The 18042-nt window shown below is 68.1% G+C and carries 24 protein-coding genes; 12 read left to right on the forward strand and 12 right to left on the reverse strand.

What is annotated here, in order from left to right; translation table 11 throughout:
- Window positions 1–112: 112 nt before the first annotated feature.
- A complete protein-coding gene (locus RKE40_RS08675; RefSeq protein WP_316017833.1) occupies window positions 113–1414 on the reverse strand; it encodes an NAD(P)H-dependent oxidoreductase in 1302 nt (433 codons plus the stop codon).
- Between the two features lie 154 nt (window positions 1415–1568).
- Window positions 1569–2543 (reverse strand): Bug family tripartite tricarboxylate transporter substrate binding protein, encoded by a 975-nt coding sequence (locus RKE40_RS08680; RefSeq protein ID WP_316017834.1) that lies wholly within the window; start codon window positions 2541–2543, stop codon window positions 1569–1571.
- 185 nt (window positions 2544–2728) lie between these two features.
- Here RKE40_RS08680 and RKE40_RS08685 point away from each other — a divergent pair, with 185 nt between their 5' ends.
- Window positions 2729–3541, forward strand: a complete 813-nt coding sequence (locus RKE40_RS08685; protein WP_316017835.1) for a crotonase/enoyl-CoA hydratase family protein — start codon at window positions 2729–2731, stop codon at window positions 3539–3541.
- Here RKE40_RS08685 and RKE40_RS08690 read toward each other — a convergent pair.
- Window positions 3538–4017 (reverse strand): YaiI/YqxD family protein, encoded by a 480-nt coding sequence (locus RKE40_RS08690; protein WP_316017836.1) that lies wholly within the window; start codon window positions 4015–4017, stop codon window positions 3538–3540. The genes RKE40_RS08685 and RKE40_RS08690 overlap by 4 nt on opposite strands.
- Window positions 4018–4149: 132 nt before the next feature.
- Between RKE40_RS08690 and RKE40_RS08695 the strand changes: the two genes are divergently transcribed.
- The 6 genes from RKE40_RS08695 (at window position 4150) to RKE40_RS08720 (ending at window position 7308) form a co-directional block, all read left to right on the forward strand.
- Window positions 4150–4335, forward strand: coding sequence for a hypothetical protein (locus RKE40_RS08695; RefSeq protein ID WP_316017837.1), 186 nt, complete (start codon window positions 4150–4152; stop codon window positions 4333–4335).
- An 8-nt stretch (window positions 4336–4343) separates the two neighbouring features.
- Window positions 4344–4574, forward strand: coding sequence for an RAG2 PHD domain containing protein (locus RKE40_RS08700; RefSeq protein ID WP_316017838.1), 231 nt, complete (start codon window positions 4344–4346; stop codon window positions 4572–4574).
- A gap of 35 nt (window positions 4575–4609) precedes the next feature.
- Window positions 4610–4813, forward strand: a complete 204-nt coding sequence (locus tag RKE40_RS08705; protein ID WP_316017839.1) for a hypothetical protein — start codon at window positions 4610–4612, stop codon at window positions 4811–4813.
- Window positions 4814–4957: 144 nt separating this feature from the next.
- Window positions 4958–6160 carry a pyridoxal phosphate-dependent aminotransferase gene (locus RKE40_RS08710; protein ID WP_316017840.1) on the forward strand — a complete coding sequence of 401 codons (1203 nt, stop codon included), beginning with the start codon at window positions 4958–4960 and terminating at the stop codon, window positions 6158–6160.
- 51 nt (window positions 6161–6211) lie between these two features.
- Entirely contained in the window at window positions 6212–6811 is a 600-nt protein-coding gene (locus RKE40_RS08715) for a sugar O-acetyltransferase (protein ID WP_316017841.1), read from the forward strand.
- Window positions 6812–6885: 74 nt separating this feature from the next.
- Window positions 6886–7308: a rhodanese-like domain-containing protein gene (locus tag RKE40_RS08720; RefSeq protein WP_316017842.1), complete on the forward strand. Its 423-nt coding sequence runs from the start codon at window positions 6886–6888 to the stop codon at window positions 7306–7308.
- A 161-nt stretch (window positions 7309–7469) separates the two neighbouring features.
- Here RKE40_RS08720 and trmD read toward each other — a convergent pair whose 3' ends face one another.
- From trmD to ffh, 7 genes are all read right to left on the reverse strand, one after another.
- Complete coding sequence (gene trmD, locus RKE40_RS08725) at window positions 7470–8153, reverse strand: tRNA (guanosine(37)-N1)-methyltransferase TrmD (RefSeq protein WP_316017843.1); 684 nt, start codon at window positions 8151–8153, stop codon at window positions 7470–7472.
- 76 nt (window positions 8154–8229) lie between these two features.
- Entirely contained in the window at window positions 8230–8874 is a 645-nt protein-coding gene (catB, locus tag RKE40_RS08730; RefSeq protein WP_316017844.1) for a type B chloramphenicol O-acetyltransferase, read from the reverse strand.
- 228 nt (window positions 8875–9102) lie between these two features.
- Entirely contained in the window at window positions 9103–9774 is a 672-nt protein-coding gene (locus RKE40_RS08735; protein ID WP_316017845.1) for an HAD family hydrolase, read from the reverse strand.
- Complete coding sequence (rimM, locus tag RKE40_RS08740) at window positions 9764–10288, reverse strand: ribosome maturation factor RimM (RefSeq protein ID WP_316017846.1); 525 nt, start codon at window positions 10286–10288, stop codon at window positions 9764–9766. The genes RKE40_RS08735 and rimM overlap by 11 nt, the downstream gene beginning before the upstream one ends.
- A gap of 97 nt (window positions 10289–10385) precedes the next feature.
- On the reverse strand, window positions 10386–10745 hold the full coding sequence (gene rpsP / locus RKE40_RS08745; protein WP_316017847.1) for a 30S ribosomal protein S16: 360 nt from the start codon (window positions 10743–10745) through the stop codon (window positions 10386–10388).
- Window positions 10746–10757: 12 nt separating this feature from the next.
- On the reverse strand, window positions 10758–11291 hold the full coding sequence (locus RKE40_RS08750; RefSeq protein WP_316017848.1) for a GNAT family N-acetyltransferase: 534 nt from the start codon (window positions 11289–11291) through the stop codon (window positions 10758–10760).
- Window positions 11288–12865, reverse strand: a complete 1578-nt coding sequence (gene ffh / locus RKE40_RS08755) for a signal recognition particle protein (protein WP_316017849.1) — start codon at window positions 12863–12865, stop codon at window positions 11288–11290. The genes RKE40_RS08750 and ffh overlap by 4 nt, the downstream gene beginning before the upstream one ends.
- A gap of 303 nt (window positions 12866–13168) precedes the next feature.
- Here ffh and RKE40_RS08760 point away from each other — a divergent pair, with 303 nt between their 5' ends.
- Together RKE40_RS08760 and RKE40_RS08765 are read left to right on the forward strand one after the other, a co-directional pair.
- A complete protein-coding gene (locus RKE40_RS08760) occupies window positions 13169–13582 on the forward strand; it encodes a hypothetical protein (protein WP_066471298.1) in 414 nt (137 codons plus the stop codon).
- A gap of 93 nt (window positions 13583–13675) precedes the next feature.
- Entirely contained in the window at window positions 13676–14269 is a 594-nt protein-coding gene (locus RKE40_RS08765) for a CAP domain-containing protein (RefSeq protein ID WP_316017850.1), read from the forward strand.
- 9 nt (window positions 14270–14278) lie between these two features.
- Here RKE40_RS08765 and RKE40_RS08770 read toward each other — a convergent pair whose 3' ends face one another.
- Window positions 14279–14722 (reverse strand): mannan-binding protein, encoded by a 444-nt coding sequence (locus RKE40_RS08770; protein WP_316017851.1) that lies wholly within the window; start codon window positions 14720–14722, stop codon window positions 14279–14281.
- Window positions 14723–14939: 217 nt separating this feature from the next.
- Between RKE40_RS08770 and RKE40_RS08775 the strand changes: the two genes are divergently transcribed.
- The 3 genes from RKE40_RS08775 (at window position 14940) to RKE40_RS08785 (ending at window position 17309) form a co-directional block, all read left to right on the forward strand.
- Window positions 14940–15566: a LysE family translocator gene (locus tag RKE40_RS08775; protein ID WP_316017852.1), complete on the forward strand. Its 627-nt coding sequence runs from the start codon at window positions 14940–14942 to the stop codon at window positions 15564–15566.
- Between the two features lie 10 nt (window positions 15567–15576).
- A complete protein-coding gene (locus RKE40_RS08780) occupies window positions 15577–16176 on the forward strand; it encodes a class I SAM-dependent methyltransferase (protein ID WP_316017853.1) in 600 nt (199 codons plus the stop codon).
- A gap of 74 nt (window positions 16177–16250) precedes the next feature.
- Complete coding sequence (locus RKE40_RS08785; RefSeq protein ID WP_316017854.1) at window positions 16251–17309, forward strand: MBL fold metallo-hydrolase; 1059 nt, start codon at window positions 16251–16253, stop codon at window positions 17307–17309.
- 121 nt (window positions 17310–17430) lie between these two features.
- Here the strand turns inward: RKE40_RS08785 and RKE40_RS08790 are convergent.
- The coding region (locus RKE40_RS08790) for a GyrI-like domain-containing protein (protein WP_316017855.1) at window positions 17431–18042 on the reverse strand (612 nt) is incomplete at its 5' end.

Here is an 18042-nt window from a genome sequence, read left to right on the forward strand (position 1 = left end):
CTTTCCCCTTCGCCATCTGCCGACCCCCCGTCGGCCCGGCCCGTTCTAGGCCGGACCGGCTTAAGGCGCGGTCAATCGCGATGGTTAAAGTCTGCCCTATCGGAACGCCACGTCAGGACAGCGTCGCGAGTTCCCGGCGCAGCGCGACGATCTGCGAGGCTTCGTCGAGCACGACGTCGTCCGCCGTCACCACGGCCCCCGCCGCAACGTCGCGCTTCAGTTTGACGTGGTGGGCAAGCCCGATCGGCAGGGCGCCGGCGGCGCGACTCGCGGCGGCCGACATCAGCTTGCCGTAGACGGTGTAGCCGCCCTCACCGTCCAGCGTCTCGCCGGCCTTGAGCGCGCGCTTGGCTGTCGCGACCGCGTCGCCGCGCCAGCCGCGCGTCGCGCCGGTCGCCTCGCCGCGCAGCGCGGCATTCAGCACCGAGATCGAGAGTTCGAGCCCGATCAAATGGAAGGGCTTGTACATCGCCGCGTAAAGGCCGCCGGAATCAGTCGGCAGTCCGTATTGCTTGAAGCAGGCGGCGGCATAGGCGTTCGGCGCCTTCAGCACGACATAGACGCCCCAGCGCAGGTCGCGGAAGACCGGGCGCCCATCGCGCTCCAGCGAGGACACCACCTCGACCATGCCGTCGCGCTCGAGCTGGCCGCCGACCGCCTTCGGCCGCAGCACATGGGCGAGATCGTCGACGCCGCAGGGCGGGAAGGAAAGCCCGTTCTCCGGCACGTCGAGCCCGCAGGCATTGGCGATCGCCGCCATCTCGATCGCCGACTTGGTGCCGTCGAGGAAGGAGTTGAACATTTGCGGGTTCATGCCGGCGGCCTTGGCCGCCTCCGGCGTCAGCCCGTAGTGCCCCCAGACCCCGTCCGGCGTGACCTGGTGATAGGCCGGCAGGTACTTCGTGCCCTTGCCGGCGGCGGCGACGGTAAAACCGGCCGCCCGCGCCCAGTCGACCATCTCGCAAACCAGCGCCGGCTGGTCGCCATAAGCCATCGAATAGACCACGCCGGCTGCCCTGGCCTTCGCCGCCAGTACCGGGCCGACCAGCACGTCGGCCTCGACATTGACCATCACGACATGGCGCCCGGCCGCGATGGCCGCGAGCGCGTGGCGTGCTCCGGCGGCCGGATGCCCGGTCGCCTCGATCACCACCTCGACGCCATCCGCCTGCGCCGCTTCGAGCCCGTCCGCGACGAAGCGCGTCTGCCCCAGGCGGGCCTCGTCCCAGCCGACCGTGCGGCAGGCGTTACGCGCCCGCTCGGGATCGAGGTCGGCGATCACCGCGACCTCTAGTCCGTCGATATGCGGCACCTGGGCCAGGAACATCGAGCCGAACTTACCGGCCCCGATCAGGGCACAGCGAACAGGGCGGCCGGCCTCGGCGCGGGCGGCGAGCTTGGGCATCAGGTTCATGCAGTCCTCCCGAAAGAACCGCAGCCCTCATCCTGAGGAGCCGCGCAGCGGCGTCTCCAAGGATGTTGCAGAGCACGCTGGAAGCATCCTTCGAGACGCGATCTGCGATCGCTCCTCAGGATGAGGGCTGCGGGTATCAAAGCCTGAAACTAGATCACTCCGGCTTCACGCCGGCTTCCTTGATGATCTTCTCCCAGGTCGCGATTTCCTGGAGATGGTAGGGCTTGAAGGCGGCGGGGTCGCGCACCTTCAGCGTGAAGCCGAGCTTCAGGATCTTCTCGGTGATCTCGGGCTTGGCGATCGCCGCCATCACAGACTGCGACAGCTTCTCCAGCACCGGCGCCGGGGTCGCCGCCGGCGCGAAGAAGGCTGCCCAGCTATCGGCGTCGGCATTGCTGACGCCCTGCTCGCGCAGGGTCGGGATGTCCTTGGCACGCGGGTTGCGCTCCGGCGAGGCGAGAGCGAGCGCCCGCAGGGTGCCGGCATTGATCTGCTCGAGCACCGAAGGCAGCGTCGAATTGGCGATGTCGATGCGCCCGCCGATGATCTCCTGCACCAGCGGCGCCGCGCCGCGGAATGGCACATGCGTCATCCTGATGCCAGTGCGCTGCATGAACAGCTCCATGGCGAGATGCGAGCCGGAGCCGACGCCGGTCGAGCCGTAGTTCAGCTTGTCCGGCTCGGCCTTGGCGAGCGCGATCAGCTCGGCGATGTTCTTGGCCGGCAGGTCGTTGCGCACGACGAAGGCATGCTCGAAGGCGCCGACGCCGGCGACCGGCGCGAAGTCCTTGACCGCGTCATAGCCCGGCTCCTTCAGCAGGAACATGTTGTTCCCATGCGTCTGATTGTTGCCGAAGATGAAGGTGTGGCCGTCCGGATCGGCCTTGGCGACGGCGCGCGTGCCGACCGCGCCCGAGGCACCGGCACGGTTGTCGACCACGACGCTCTGACCGATCGTCGTCGACATTTCCTGCGCCACGAAACGCGCGATCGCATCGGTCGGCCCGCCGGCCGGATAGGGAACGACCAGGGTGATCGGCTTGGACGGGAAGCTCTGCGCCCGGGCAATGGCCGGAGCGAAGACGGCGCCGGCGACGAGGCCGAGCGTGGAACGGCGGGTAAGCGTCATCAAATTCCTCCCGGAAGCCCGATGAAGCCACGGGCGTTGGGCCGAGGATTACGGGCAAAGCGCCGATGCGTCCAGCACTGGCGGGCGCGGCACTGCTGCCTGTAGCCTGCGACCAAAGAAGTAAGAGCCGGGTCCGATCAGACTGGATCGATCTGATCGGAACGGACTCCAGGGAGGAATGCCGCATGACCGTCCGCATCGAACGCCAGGGCAAGGTTGCGACCGTGATCCATAGCCGCCCCGAAGCGCGCAACGCCATGGACCCGGACAGCGCCGTCGCGTTGACGGAAGCCTTCCAGGAACTCGATGCCGACCCGGCGACGGCGGCGATCGTCTTCTGGGGCGAAGGCGGCGCCTTCTGCGCCGGCTGGGACCTGAAATATGCCCAGGCCTTCACCGATGCCGGGCGCTTCCGGAGCGAGATCGTCGACGGCCTCGCCTTTCCCGAGGGCGACGCCCCCGCGCCGTGCGGACCGATGGGCCCGTCGCGGCTAGAGATGAACAAGCCGCTGATCGCCGCCGTCGAGGGGCCGGCCGTGGCCGGCGGCATGGAACTCGCGCTCTGGTGCGACGTCCGCATCATGGCGCATGACGCCTATTTCGGCGTCTATTGCCGGCGCTGGGGCATCCCGCTGATCGATGGCGGCACGGTGCGCCTGCCGCGCCTCGTCGGCCAGGGCCGGGCCCTGGAGATCATCATGACCGGCCGCAAGGTCGAGGCGCAGGAGGCGCTTCGCATCGGACTTTGCGAGCAGGTCGTCGGCCGTGGCCAGACCCGAGCCGCCGCCGAGGCGATGGCGCAGCAGATCGCGCGCTTTCCGCAAGGGGCAATGCTGGCCGACCGCAAAAACGCGATCGCCGGCCATGGCCTGCCCGTGCGCGAGGCTCTGGCCCGCGAATGGGAAGGCGGCGTCCAGACCATCGCGACGGAGGGGGCGGCAGGCGCGGGCCGCTTCGCCGCCGGCAAGGGCCGCGGCGGCGATTTCGGGGATATCTAGGCTGCGAACCCCGCCCGCTTCAGGCGCTGGATCGCAAGGTCGAGCGCCTGCAGGAAGGCCGAGCGGTCCTTCGGCGAGAACGGTTTCGGCCCGCCGCTCGCCGCCCCCATCGCGCGCAGATCCTCCATCATGTCGCGTGTCGCCAGCGCCATGCCGATCGAGGCCTCGGTGAAGGGCTTGCCGGTCGGGCCGATCACGTCGGCGCCGGCCTTGAGGCAACGGTCAGCCAATGGGATGTCGGCGGTGATCACGATCGCGCCGCGCGAGACCCGCTCGGCGATCCAGTTATCGGCCGCATCGAAGCCGTCGGAGACGATGACGCGCTCGATCCAGGGCTCGCGCGGCACCTGCATGAAGCTGTTGGCGACGACGAAGACCTTCAACCTGTGCCGCTCGGCGACACGGTAGATCTCCGGCTTCACCGGGCAGGCGTCGGCATCGACATAGATCGCAATGGTCTTGGGGCTCTCGTCCATGGAGAGGGCCATCGCAGGGACTAAGCGCGCATGCAAGCCGGTCCTTATGCCGGCCTTATGCCCGGCCGCACCTTCCGCATGGCGGCCTTATCGGCGTCGGACATACATCCAAGGACCTCAACGGAGGTCGAAATGTCGACTGAAACTGCCCTCAAACGCAATTCCCAGCAGCGGCGCGCCCACGCCGTCTACGCCAGCCTCGCCCATAAGCGCCCGATGGTCGGCATCCTCTGCGCCGAGATGGTCGCGCTCGCGGTCTTCGCGCTCGCCGCGGCCGGCTTCATCGGCCTGCGCGCCTGGCTCGCTTTGCCGAATTGAGACCCGCCATGCCCCGTTCCAAATCTCCGCTGCCGCTCGGCGCCGAAAGCCACCTCTTTCTCGTCGGCCAGTCGAAGCGCGGCTTCTGGGTGGCGCGCGATCTCGAAGGCCGCAGCGAAGGCATCTTCCGCGACCAGAAGGAGGCGATGCGCTTCGCGCTCTACGAGGGCGGGCATGCCAATGCCGTGCTGCTCTCGCCCGCCCCGGTCGAACCCTCCTTCGGCACAGGCATCCACTGACCCATCCCCGTCATGCCGAGCGGGCAGCGCGCGCTTTGGAGCGCGCGCTGCTCGAAATCTTCCTGGAGGCCGCGGGCGCGCTGATCGACCAGCTCGTCGAAGCCGGCATCCATGATCCCGCCGATATCGCCCGTCGGCTCAACCGCCGCGGCTTCCCCTGCTATGGCCGCCCGCGCTGGAACGCCGTCGCCGTCTCGACGGTGCGGCGCCGACGCCAGCGCCTGGCGGAGGCCGGCTGATACGCGCCACCCGGCGGGACGCGATCGGTCATTCGCGTTGCTTCTGGCCGATATCAAGGAGTTGCGCTTGCGGTACCGGCGCTTGGGTCCTAAACCACGCCCGCGCCTGAAGGCGCGCCCTGCAAGCTCCCGGAGATATGGATCATGGCTTTCCTTGCCGACGCCCTGAAGCGCGTGAAGCCGTCTGCGACCATCGCCATCACGCAGAAGGCGCGCGACCTGAAAGCGCAGGGCAAAGACGTGATCTCGCTCTCCGTCGGCGAGCCCGATTTCGACACGCCGGACAATATCAAGGAGGCGGCGATCGCCGCCATCCGCCGCGGCGAGACGAAGTACACGCCGGTCGCCGGCATCCCACAGCTGCGCGAGGCCGTCGCCGCCAAGTTCAAGCGCGAGAACGGGCTCGACTACAAGCCCGGCCAGACCATCGTCTCGACCGGCGGCAAGCACGTCATCTACAACGCGCTGCTCGCCACGCTGAACCCCGGCGACGAGGTGATCTGCGTCGCGCCCTACTGGGTCAGCTATCCCGACATGGTCCAGCTCTGCGGCGGCAAGGCGACCTTCGCCAACACCCGCATCGAGGACAACTTTAAGCTCCAGCCGGAAGAGCTCGAGCGCGCCATCACGCCGAAGACCAAATGGGTGATCATGAACTCGCCCTCGAACCCCTCGGGCGCGGCCTATACCCATGACGAGATGAAGAAGCTCACCGACGTGCTGATGCGGCATCCGCATGTCTGGATCCTCTCGGACGACATGTACGAGCATCTGGTCTATGGCGAGTTCCAGTTCGTCACCCCGGCCCAGGTCGAGCCCGGCCTGTACGAGCGCACGCTCACCATGAACGGCGTCTCGAAGTCCTATGCGATGACCGGCTGGCGCATCGGCTACGCGGCCGGCCCGCAGCAGCTGATCACCGCGATGGACACCGTGCAGGGCCAGCAGACCTCGGGCACCTCGGCGATCTCGCAATGGGCCGCCGTTGAGGCGCTGAATGGCACGCAGGACCATCTGCCGGTGTTCAAGAAGGCGTTCGAGCGCCGTCGCGACCTCGTCGTCTCGATGCTGAACCAGACCCGCGGCCTGAAGTGCCCGACGCCGGAAGGCGCCTTCTACGTCTATCCGGACTGCTCGGAACTGATCGGCAAGACCATGCCGAACGGCAAGAAGATCGAGACCGACGAGGACCTGGTGCTCGGCCTGCTCGAGACCGAATCCGTCGCCGCCGTGCACGGCTCCTCCTTCGGTCTCGGCCCGAACTTCCGTATCTCCTACGCCACCGCCGACGAGACGCTGGAAGAGGCTTGCCGCCGCATCCAGCGCTTCTGCGCCGAGCTGCGCTGACATTGAGGGTCGAGGCCGGCGCTCCAGGCGCCGGCCTCGTCTCATTCCGCGATGAATCTCGAAGAACTGCGCGCCCTGATGCTGTCCGGGCGCATGTATGACGACCTTTCGCCCGAGCTGATCGCGGCGCGGGCCCGCGCTGTCGGCCTGACCGACGCCTATAATCGCAGCTTTGGCCAGCCGGCTGCGGAACGCGAGGCGCTGCTGCGCGCCTTCCTGCGCGAGGTCGGCGAGGGCGCGCTGTTCGAGCCGAATTTCCGCTGCGAGTTCGGCTTCAACATCTCGATCGGCCGCAGCTTCTACGCCAATTTCGACTGCGTCATGCTGGACGGCGCCGAGATCACCATCGGCGACAACGTCCTGCTCGGCCCCCGTGTCGGCATCTATACCGCCAACCATGCGATCGACCCTGCCGAGCGGATCGCCGGCGGCTGCTATGCAAGGCCCGTCACCATCGGCAACCGAGTCTGGGTCGGCGGCGGCGTCCAGATCAACCAGGGCGTCAGCATAGGCGACGACAGCATCGTCGGTGCCGGCAGCGTCGTGACGCGCGACATTCCGGCCGGCGTGATCGCGGCGGGTGTCCCCTGCAGGGTGCTGCGCGAGATTACCGAGGCGGATCGGACCGGGTTTCGCCCGACGCGCGGCTGAGCGCCGCAGTCGTTGCGCGCCGCTTCCGGGCATCGTGAATTGCCGGCACGACGCGCATTCGCTAACGCTCCGGCATGAAACGCCGCGCCTTACTCGCCGTCGCTGCCATGCTCCTTCTGCCGGCCCACGGCCGTGCCCAGGCGCCCGATCCCTCGCTCTCGGTGCGCGAGGCGCATGAGGCCGCGAAGGCTGGCCGCCTCGTCCTCGTCGACATCCGCACCCCCGAGGAATGGGCCGATACCGGCGTGCCCGAGGGCGCGATCAGGCTCGACATGGAAGGCAGCGGCTTCGAGGCCCGCCTCGCCGGCGTGAAGCTCGACAATCCCGGCAAGACGATCGCGCTGATCTGCCGGACCGGAAACCGCTCGTCCAGCCTGCAACGCAAGCTCGCGGGCCGCGGCTGGCGCGATGTCGTCGACGTCCGCGGCGGCCTGCTCGGCAATCCCCGGGACAAGGGCTGGCTCAGCGAGAACCTGCCGGTGAAGACTTATCCGTGAAGCGCCGGGCGACCTACGCCTGTCGTCCCGGGCGGAGCGAAGCACAGACCCGGGACCCATGCCTGAGCCTCTCCGATAGAAGCTGAGGCATGGGTCCCGGATCGGCACCGCCAAAAGCTGGCTTGTCCGGGACGACTAGACCGCCTCCGGGAGAGCTGAGCTTACGGCTTCAGCAAATCCGGCCGCCGCTCCCGCGTGATCTTCTCCGCCTGCTCGCGCCGCCAGCGTGCGATGCGGGCATGGTCGCCCGAGAGCAGCGCCTCGGGCAGGCCCCTGCCCTCCCATTCGCGCGGCCTGGTGTAATGCGGGTATTCGAGCAGCCCGTTCTCGAAGCTCTCCTCCTGCCCGGAAGCCTGCTTGCCCATCACGCCGGGAATCAGCCGGACGCAGGCATCGAGCAGCACCATCGCCGCCATCTCGCCGCCGGAGAGGATGTAGTCGCCGATCGAGACCTCGGTCAGGCCGCGCCCCTCGATGACGCGCTCGTCGACGCCCTCGAAACGCCCGCAGACGATGACGACGCCCTCGCCCGCCACGAAATCCCGGACCATGCGCTGGTCGAGCCTGCGCCCGCGCGGCGACATCAGCAGCCGCGGCCGCGGATCCTCGGCAGGGACCGCGGCATCGATCGCCGCCGCCAGCACGTCGCAGCGCAGCACCATGCCGGCGCCGCCTCCGGCCGGATTGTCGTCGACATTGCGATGCCGGCCGATGCCGTGGTCGCGGATCTGGTGAGTGTCGAGCGACCAAAGCCCGCTGCGCAGGCCCTCGCCGGCCAGTGAGGCGCCGAGCGGGCCCGGGAACATGTCGGGGTAGAGCGTCAGGATCGAGGCATGGAAGGTCATGCCCTCTGCTGGCACGAAACGACGGCCGCGTCATCAGCGCGGCGCAGCCATCGCTCCGTGCCATGCCCGGGGTGCGCTATGCGGCGCCCTTTTCCCGGACGCACGCGCACCAATGGGCGTGCAGCCCCTCGATGTCGGCGCTGGTCAGCAGGGGCATGGCGTCGCGCAGATGCTCATCGCTCCAGTCCCACCACGCTATTTCCAGCAGCATCGCGATCCTCGCCTCGTCGAAGCGCTTGCGGATCAGCTTCGCCGGATTGCCGCCGACGATGGCGTAGGGCTCGACATCGCGGGTCACCAGCGCCCGCGTCCCGATCACCGCGCCATGGCCGATCGTGATGCCCGGCATGATGATCGCTTCGGAGCCGATCCAGACATCGTTGCCGATCACGGTGTCGCCCGCCGGCAGGTAGCCGTCGCGCGCGGCCGCGAAATGCGGCTGATCCGGCAGATAATGGAACGGGAAGGTGCTCGCCCACTCGTTCCGGTGGCCCTGATTGCCGGCCATGATGAAAGCGGCGCCCGAACCGATCGAACAGAAGCTGCCGACGATCAGCCGGTCGGCACCTTCGTTCGGGAGCAGATAACGGGCGCAATCGTCGAAGCTGTGCCCGTGATAATAGCCGGAATAATAGCTGTAGCGCCCGACGACGATGTTGGGATGGCGGACCTGTTGCGTCAGCGGGATGCCCTTGAAGGGGCTTTCAAAATAGTTGGTCATGAAGCTCTGCTCGCAAAGCCGTGCGCTCGCGAGCGCCACCGGCTGGAAGACATGGCAAAAGCGGGCGCTCGGCCTAGCCGATGCCCACCGGTCTTGGTCCCTCGGCTCAGTGGCGCGGGGACGCGATGCAGCTGGTACAGTGCGCCTGCTTCACGGTGCCGGACCATAGCCGTGGTTGCGGCCTCAGGGCAAATCCGCGGGACCGGAGGCGAACCGGCCCTTCGTACGTCAGGCGAAGCGCAGAGCCGGCAGCCCGTCCAGCGCGGAAAAGTCCGGCACGCTGGCGATGACGTTGTCGAAGCCGGCGAAGGCCTCGGCGTCCAGCATGGTCAGGAGCGCGACCGCGCGCATGCCGGCACGCCGCGCCGCCTCGACGCCGTTCGGCGCGTCCTCGAAGACGATGCAGTCTGCCGGATCGACGCCCATCCGCTCGGCGGCGACGAGGAACATGTCGGGATGTGGTTTGCCGGGATAGCCCTGGCTCGGCGAGACGATGGTCGCAAAGCGCTCGCGCAGGACGAGCGTGTCGAGGATCAGCGAGATGTTGGCCGGTGCCGCAGCGGTTCCCACCGCCATCGGCACGCCATGGTCACGCGCCCGGACGAGCAGGTCGACGAGACCACTGATGGGCGCGACATGCGGACGGTAGGTCTCGCGGTAAAGGCTCTCCTTCTCCTCGGCGAGCCGGTCGAGCTCGGCCGCATCGGCGCCGGGGAAATGCGGGCCGATGATGTCGGAGATCGCCATGCCCGCGGTCTGCGCCGAGAAGGTCGCGCGCTCGAAGGGCAGGCCGCGGCCGCCATACCACTGCTCCCAGGCATCGTCATGGAAGCGCATATTGTCGACTATGGTGCCGTCCATGTCGAAGATCAGGGCCTTGGCCGGCATGTTACGCAGCATCGTCGTCCTCGAACAGGCCGGCCGGCGGCAGCGTCTCGATCCGCTTTCCGGCGATGTCGATCCGCGGCGCGAAGGCCTTGGTGAAGGGCATCAGCACCGAGCGGCCATCCGGCGTCTCGATGTCGAGCAGGTCGCCCGCGCCGTAATTGGCGACGGCGGTGACGGTCCCGAGGGTCGCTCCATCGGGACCGATAACCGAGCAGCCGACGAGATCGGTCTGCAGGAACTCGTCCTCGTCCTCGGGCTCGGGCAGGCGGGAGCGCTCGACGAAGAGCTTGACGCCATTCAGTGTCTCGGCGCCCTCGCGGCTGGTCACGCCCTTGATCTGCGCGACGACCACTTCCTTGGCAGGGCGCAAAGCCGCGATCTCGAAGCGCCGCCCCTTCTCGTCGGTGAGCGGACCGTACTCGGCGAGCGCCAGCGGATCGCCGGTGAAGGCCTTGATCCGGACCTCGCCGCGCACGCCATGCGGCGCGCCGACAATGCCGAGCAGCACGAGTTCGTCAGCAGTCACGATGCATCATCCCCGGGCAGAGCCCGGGCATCCCTTGCGAAGAAACTCCCGAGGCGAAGCGCTGCCTCGCCCGGAAGCTGCATCGACATCACGAAGCTCACGCCTCGGCGTCAGCCGAAGCGCCGGCCTTCTCGGCCTTGGCGGCGGCGCGCTCCTTGGCCTTCTCGCCCGGCTCGGCCTTCTTCGGGTTGTTGCGCGACGGGCGCTTGGCGATGCCGGCGGCATCGAGGAAGCGCAGGACGCGGTCGGTCGGCTGGGCGCCCTTGGCGAGCCAAGCCTGGGCCTTCTCGATGTCGAGCACGACGCGCTCCGGCGAATCCTTCGCCTTCATCGGGTCATAGGCGCCGATTTTCTCGATGAAGCGGCCATCGCGCGGCGAGCGGGCGTCGGCGACGACGATGCGGTAATAGGGGCGCTTCTTGGCGCCGCCACGGGTCAGGCGGATCTTGAGGGACATGGTCTTCTCCAGTCAGTTCAGGTTTGCAGGTATCGATTTCGCTGGCTCGGGGGCCGGGTGCCGGTAGATGCCGACCTCCGAACCACGGATCACGAAGGGTTTCTCGAACCCGGCGCCGAGACGTTCGGCCACGCGGATCGAGGGTCGATTGTCGGAATGGATGAGGCTCATCAGCGTCGTCCATCCCAAGTCACGATAGGCATAGTCACGGGCACGCAGGGCTGCCTCGGTCGCATAACCGCGCCCGTGCTCGCCCGCGAAAAGGCTCCAGCCGATCTCGGGCTCGGGCCAGCCCTCCGGAGAGAGCAGGCCACACCAGCCGACGACGCGGCGATCGTCCTTCGCCTCGAGCGCCCAGAGGCCATGGCCGCGCAGCATCCAGTGCCCGACCATGCTGGCGAAACGCCGCCAGGCATCCTCCCGGCCGCTCGCTCCACCGACGAAGCGCGTCAGCGCCTCATCGGCCAGGAAGGCGGCCATGGCATCGAAATCGTCGGCCTTCCAGCCGCGCATAACCAGCCGTTCCGTTTCCAGAACGGGAATCACTTCTTCTTCCCGAAGGGGTTGCCGAGACCGGGCAGGCCGCCGCCGAGGCCCGGCAACTTCGGCATCATGCCGGCGGGCGGGGTGACGCCCTTGGGCAGGCCCGGAAAGCCACCCGGAGGCAGAGAGGGAAGTCCCCCGCCGGCACCGAGCTGCTTCTGGAGCTCGGCGAGCTGCGCCGGGTCCATCTTCGAGGGATCGGGCATGCCGCCGGGCAGGCCGCCCATGCCGCCACCGAGCCCGAACATCTGGCCGAGCTTGCCGAGCATGCCGCCCTTCTGCTTCGCCATCTGCTTCATCATGTCAGCCATTTGACGGTGCATCTTGAGCAGCTTGTTGATCGCCTCCGGAGAGGTGCCGGAGCCGGCGGCGATGCGCTTCTTGCGGCTGTTCTTGAGCAGGTCGGGATTCTTGCGCTCGGCCGGCGTCATCGAGTTGATGATCGCGATCTGCCGGCCGATGACCTTGTCGTCCATCTTGGCGTTGGCGAGCTGGTTCTTCATCTGCGCCATACCGGGCATCATGCCCATCAGACCGCCGAGACCGCCCATCTTCTCCATCTGCTGGAGCTGGGAGCGCAGGTCGCTAAGGTCGAAATTGCCCTTGGCGAGGCGCTGCGCCAGCTCCTGCGCCTTGTCGGCATCGACGGTGGCTGCCGCCTTCTCGACCAGACCGACGATGTCGCCCATGCCGAGGATGCGGTTGGCGACGCGCGAGGGATGGAAATCCTCGAGCGCGTCGGTCTTCTCGCCCGTGCCGACGAGCTTGATCGGCTTGCCGGTGACGGCGCGCATCGAAAGCGCCGCACCGCCGCGGCCATCGCCGTCCATACGGGTCAGCACGATGCCGGTCAGCCCCACCCGGCCGTCGAAGGCGCGGGCGGTATTGACCGCGTCCTGGCCGGTCAGCGCATCGGCGACGAGCAGGACTTCATGAGGATTCGTCGCCGCCTTGACCTCGGCGACCTCGGCCATCAGCGCCTCGTCGAGCGTGACGCGGCCGGCCGTGTCGAGCATGACGACGTCGTAGCCGCCGAGCTTCGCCGCCTCGACCGCGCGCCGCGCGATCTGCACGGCGCTCTGGCCGGCGATGATCGGCAGCGTCTCGACGCCGACCTGCTGGCCCAGCACCGCGAGCTGCTCCATCGCGGCCGGGCGCCGCGTATCGAGCGAAGCCATCAGGACGCGCTTCTTGTTGCGGTCGGTCAGGCGCTTGGCGATCTTCGCGGTCGAAGTCGTCTTGCCGGAGCCCTGGAGACCCACCATCAGGATCGGCACCGGCGGCACCGCGTCGAAGGTGATGCCTTCGCCCTCGCCGCCGAGCGTGTCGATCAGGACGTCGTTGACGATCTTGATGACCTGCTGGCCGGGCGTGACCGACTTCAGCACCTCGGCGCCGACGGCGCGCTCACGGACCTTGTCGGTGAAGGAGCGGACGACCTCGAGCGCGACGTCGGCCTCGAGCAAGGCGCGGCGGACCTCGCGCAGCGCGGCGTTGACGTCGTCCTCGGTCAGCGAACCCCTGCGGGTCAGGCCCGAGAGGATGCCGGAGAGTCTGTCGCTCAGCGTGCCGAACATGCGTTCCTGCTTACTGCCTCAAATGCCGGCCGAACCAGCCTCAGCCCCCAAGCGGTTTCGCGCCCGAGGGCGCAGACGCGCTGTCGGGCGTTGACCTCCGGGCTCATAGGGCTCATGCGAGCGGCCCGGTCGGCGGATGAAGTCTCGTCGATGCGGCGAAACGGATGGCGCCTTAAAGCGGAAGATTGCGGCGAAAGTCAAGCTAAACGCCACAATAGCGCAGCGGCTGCCGGCGAGCACACCTCGCGCGGCCGTCTTTCTGTGCCCCCAAAGCGACCCTGCTCAACCCACGACGGAGACGACATGAAGCTCTTGGCTACCACCGCGACAATGCTGGCGCTCGGCCTCGCCCAGGCGCAGGCCCAGTCCTGCGAGGGCAATTTTTCCGTGGTCGGTACGCCGATGCTGACCGGCCTGACCTACAAGACCTGGGACAGCATCGCCAAGCGTGCCCCGGCCGCGGTGCTCAAGGACCTCGCCGCTGCGGTCTCGGCCGAAGGCTTCGCCGATATCCGCATCGACAAGGCCACGAGCTCGGTGCTCGCCGTGCAGGAGACCTCCGGCTCCGGCCGCCCGCAGACCTTGCGCATCACCGCCCGCAAAAGCGGCGGCGGCACCCGCGTCGATGCCGCCTTCGTCGTCCAGCAGGGCCAGGTCGCGCCGGAAGCCTATACGCGCGCCGCGCTTTGCCGCGTCATCGACGGCGGACGCGGCTGAGCGCCGCGACATTATCAAGAGCAGCGACATTCTTGCCCGAATCCGGCATTAGGCCGTCCCGCTGCCCGCATGCGGCGGGACGGACAAAGATCGATGAGCATGATGACACGTTCGGGCGCAGCCCTTCTGACCGCCCTGTTGCTGGCCGGCTGTGCCACCCAGCAGCGCGAGACCGCCGCACCGAATGCAAAGCGGCAGGAACGCCTCGCCGCCGTCAGGCTCGATTCGGCCGAAGCGGTCCGCATCCTCAACGCCCATCGCGCCGAGCGCGGCCTCGGCGCGGTTCGGCTCGACCCGGCGCTGACCACCATGGCCCAGCGCCAGGCCGATGCGATGGCGGCAAATGACAGCCTCTCGCATGACGCTGCCGGCACCTTCAACACGCGCGTCCATGCCGCCGGCCTGGACACGGTGCGCGCGGCCGAGAACCTCGGCGCCGGCTATTTCTCGACGCAGGAAGCCTTCGAAGGCTGGAAGAAATCCTCCGGCCACGCCGCCAACCTTGTCATGCCGCAGGCGACGCGCATGGGCATCGCCCTCGCCAAGAATCCGCAGACCCGCTACGGCGCGTGGTGGACGATCGTGCTGGCCGCCGAGCCGGAAAAGCGCCAGGAACTCTCCGCCGGGCCGCTCGTGCCGGCCAGCGGCCGCGGCACCACGACCTTCCGCTGGGGGCCGTCGCTCTGAGCCCAGCGGCTAGCGCGTGACGCAGCCGCAGACCGAACGCCCCGGTCCGATCGTCTGCCAGTTGCCGTTCCAGCGGCCGACCCTGTTGCAGACGCCGGGGCATTTGTTCTGCGCATCGCCATTGTGCCAGATCGGCCCCGCGTCGACCTGCACCGTGCGCGGCCCGCGCGGCCTGTCCCAGCCGCCGCGGCGCTGATCGACGCCCCGATCGCCAGAGCCATACCCGTAGCCGCCTCCGCTCCAGCGGCTGACGCAGTTGCAGACTGCCTCGAAGCCCGGCCCGGTCTGGCGCCAATTGCCGTCCCAGCCGTCGCGGCCGCAGACACGAGGGCACTTGCCGCGCGCATCATCCTGATTCCAGACCGGCCCGGCCCGGCGCCATTCCGCCTGCGCAACGGAACTGGCGAAGCACAGCATCACGGCGAGAAGGATGCGCGAGAGCAGTTTTGGCATGGGCGGCCTCGTTCGAAATCGACCCCAATCTGACGCAAGGGCATGAAACCAGTCCATTGCGCTTCACCGGGTGACCGCCGCAGACTGAACGACCTGTTCCCGAGACGGCTCGACTTTTCGGCATCGCCTGGGAGCGCTGCGTCAGCCCGGCCGAACCACCCCTTTACAAACCGCCCCGGCTGGTGATGGCTCTCGTCTTTAACGGGAGCCTTTCCTCATGACCTTCGAAACCTGGGCCGCCTTCGCCGCCGCCACCGCCGTCCTGCTCGTCATCCCCGGCCCCACCATTCTTCTGGTGATCTCCTATGCGCTCGGCCAGGGCTGGCGCACCGCCTTCCCGATGGCGGTCGGCGTCGCGCTCGGCGACTTCACCGCGATGACCCTCTCCATGCTCGGCGTCGGCGCCCTGCTCGCGACCTCCGCGACGATCTTCACCGCCCTGAAATGGATCGGCGCCGCCTATCTCATCTATCTCGGCATCAAGCTCTTCCGTGCCGGTGGCAGCCTCAACGCCGAGCCGCGCAAGGATGCGACTTCGGCGTGGAAGATGCTCGGCCATGCCTGGCTGGTGACGGCGCTGAACCCGAAGGGCATCACCTTCTTTGTCGCCTTCCTGCCGCAATTCCTCGATCCGAAGGCCGATTTCTGGACGCAGATGCTGATCTTCGAGGCGACCTTCATCGGCCTCGCCTTCGCCAACGCGCTCGGCTACGCGCTGATCGCCTCGCGCGCCCGCTCCGTGGTCAGCAATCCACGGGCCATCGGGCTGTTCAACAAGGCCGGCGGCACCCTGCTGGTCGGGGCCGGGATCGCGACGGTCGCGATGCGCTCCGGCAGCCACTGAGAGGCGCATCATGCCCGCCCGTGACAGCGCGACGCTCGGCTTCTACGCCGAAGAAGCCGAGACCTATGCCGGGCGCGAGCGCCAAGCCGACCGCGCCCGCATCGAGCGCTTCGCCGGCCTGCTTCCGGCCGGTGGGCAGGTGCTCGAACTGGGCTGCGGCGGCGGCCAGGACAGCGCGGCCCTGCTGGCGCGCGGCTTCGACGTGACGCCGACCGACGGCTCGCCGGAACTCGCCGCCCAGGCCGCGCTCCGGCTCGGTCGGTCGGTGTCGGTCCTGCTCTTCGAGGACCTCGCCGCCAGCGCGGCCTATGACGGCATCTGGGCCAATGCCTGCCTGCTGCACGTGCCGCGCGCCGCCCTCCCCGCCATCATCGCGAGGGTCCACGCAGCCTTGCGGCCGGGCGGTGCCTTCTATGCCAGCTTCAAGGCCGGCGGTGCGGAAGGGCGGGATCGTTTCGGGCGCTACTACAACTACCCCTCGGCGGAATGGCTGCGCGCAACCTATGGCGCCGAGACCTGGCACAGCCTCGATATCGCGGCGGAATCCGGCGGCGGCTATGACGGCGAACCGACCCGCTGGCTGCACGCCTTCGCGATCAAGAACGCTTGAACGCAGGTGTTTCCTCCGCTTTCCCGCCAAGCCTGCGACTTGAAACCATCCGATCGCCGCCCACATCGGCTGTCATGAACCGCCGCAAATTTCTCCGCTTCCTCGGAATCCCCGCGCTTTTCGCCTCCGGCGGTGTCGCCTGGGCGTCCTATGCCCGCTCGCGCAACCCCTATTACCAGGGGCCGGTCAGCGACCATTTCAACGGGCTGACCTTCAGCGACGGGCGCCCCGTGACCAAGGGGCTGCTCGACTTTCTGCGCTGGCAGACCGGCGACCGGCAGAAGGAAAAGTTCCCGGAACACTTCCCGGCGCCGCCGCAGGATGTGCCGCCGGCCAGCGTCGAAGGCCTGCGCGTCGCCCATCTCGGCCACGCCTCCTTCCTGCTCCAGGCAGCCGGCCTCAACATCCTGGTCGACCCCGTCTATTCGGAGCGCGCGAGTCCCTTCTCCTTCTTCGGTCCCAAGCGGGTGAATGCGCCTGGCATCGCTTTCGCCAACCTGCCGAAGATCGACGTCGTGCTGGTGACCCACAACCATTACGACCATCTCGATGTCGACACGCTGGCACGGCTGCACCAGCGCGACCGGCCGCGGATGATCATGCCGCTCGGCAATGACAGCATCGTCAAAGCGCATGACGCCGCAATCCAGGCCGAAGCCCATGACTGGGGCACGCACCTGACGCTGTCCGACAAGGTCGCCGTGACCTTGGTGCCGAGCTATCACTGGTCGGCGCGCGGCGCCTTCGACCGGCGCATGGCGCTCTGGTGCTCCTTCGTCATCGAGACACCGGCCGGCAAGCTCTTCCATATCGGCGACACCGGCTTCCATGACGGCTCGCTCTATCGCGAGCTCGGGGAAAAGCACGGGCCCTTCCGCCTCGCGCTGCTGCCGATCGGCGCCTATGAGCCGCGCTGGTTCATGGGCGACAACCACATGAATCCTGAAGAGGCGGTCGAGGTGATGCGCTTCCTGCGCGCGGAGCAGGCGCTCGGCCATCACTGGGGCACGTTCCAGCTCACCGACGAGGGCGTCAGCCGTCCGGCCGAAGCCCTGACCGTTGCTCTGGACAAGGCCGGGCTGCCGCCGGAGCGCTTCCGGGCAATGCAGCCCGGGCTGGTCTGGGAAGTCTAAGCCGGCAGACCGTCATGCTCGCCCCTGTGGCGAGTATCGACGTCTCGAACACCGCATCCGGCCAGTGAAACTAAGACGTGGATGGTCGGGACAGGCCCGACCATGACGGCAAGGCCGTGCGTTACTTCGGCTGGACGTAGACGTTGATCTCGAGGTTCGGGTCGCCCGGATCCTTGAGCTCGCCGACATACTCCTCGAGGAAAGCGTCCTTCACGACGATGTTCTTGGCCTCAAGATAGGCGGTGATCGTCTCATAGGTCGAATCGATGTCGTCATAGGGCGCGGTATGGACGAAGCGCAGCGAACGCCCCGACGGCGACAGGCCGGCCCGCACGCCGCTCGCCAGCCCGCCCGACGCAGCCGCATCCGGCGCACGGTCGACCGGCAGCATCGCCTCGAATTTGAAGCCGTTGTCGTCGGTTTCGACGAACAGCGCCAGCGGCCGCCCGGCGATCTTCAGCCCTGCCTTCGTCGCCTCGGCTCGCAGAAGGTTGATGCTCTCGGCGAGGCGCTGGAAGCCCTGGTCCCAGCTCGATTGTCCCGGCAGGGTGAGCACCGGCCGGGCGGTGAGCGCGACCTCGTCGACATCGGACGGGTCGCCCGGCTTGCCGGCCAGCGTCGCATTGGGATTGGGCGCGCCGGTCTGCTGCTGCGTCGGCGGCGCGGGCAATGGACTCGGAAGGGTCGGCGGCGGCTGCACCGGCTGCGGCTCGAGCGGAACCTGCGGGACGGG

It is taken from the genome of Allobosea rubneri (genome assembly GCF_032464875.1).
Lineage (GTDB): Bacteria > Pseudomonadota > Alphaproteobacteria > Rhizobiales > Beijerinckiaceae > Allobosea > Allobosea rubneri.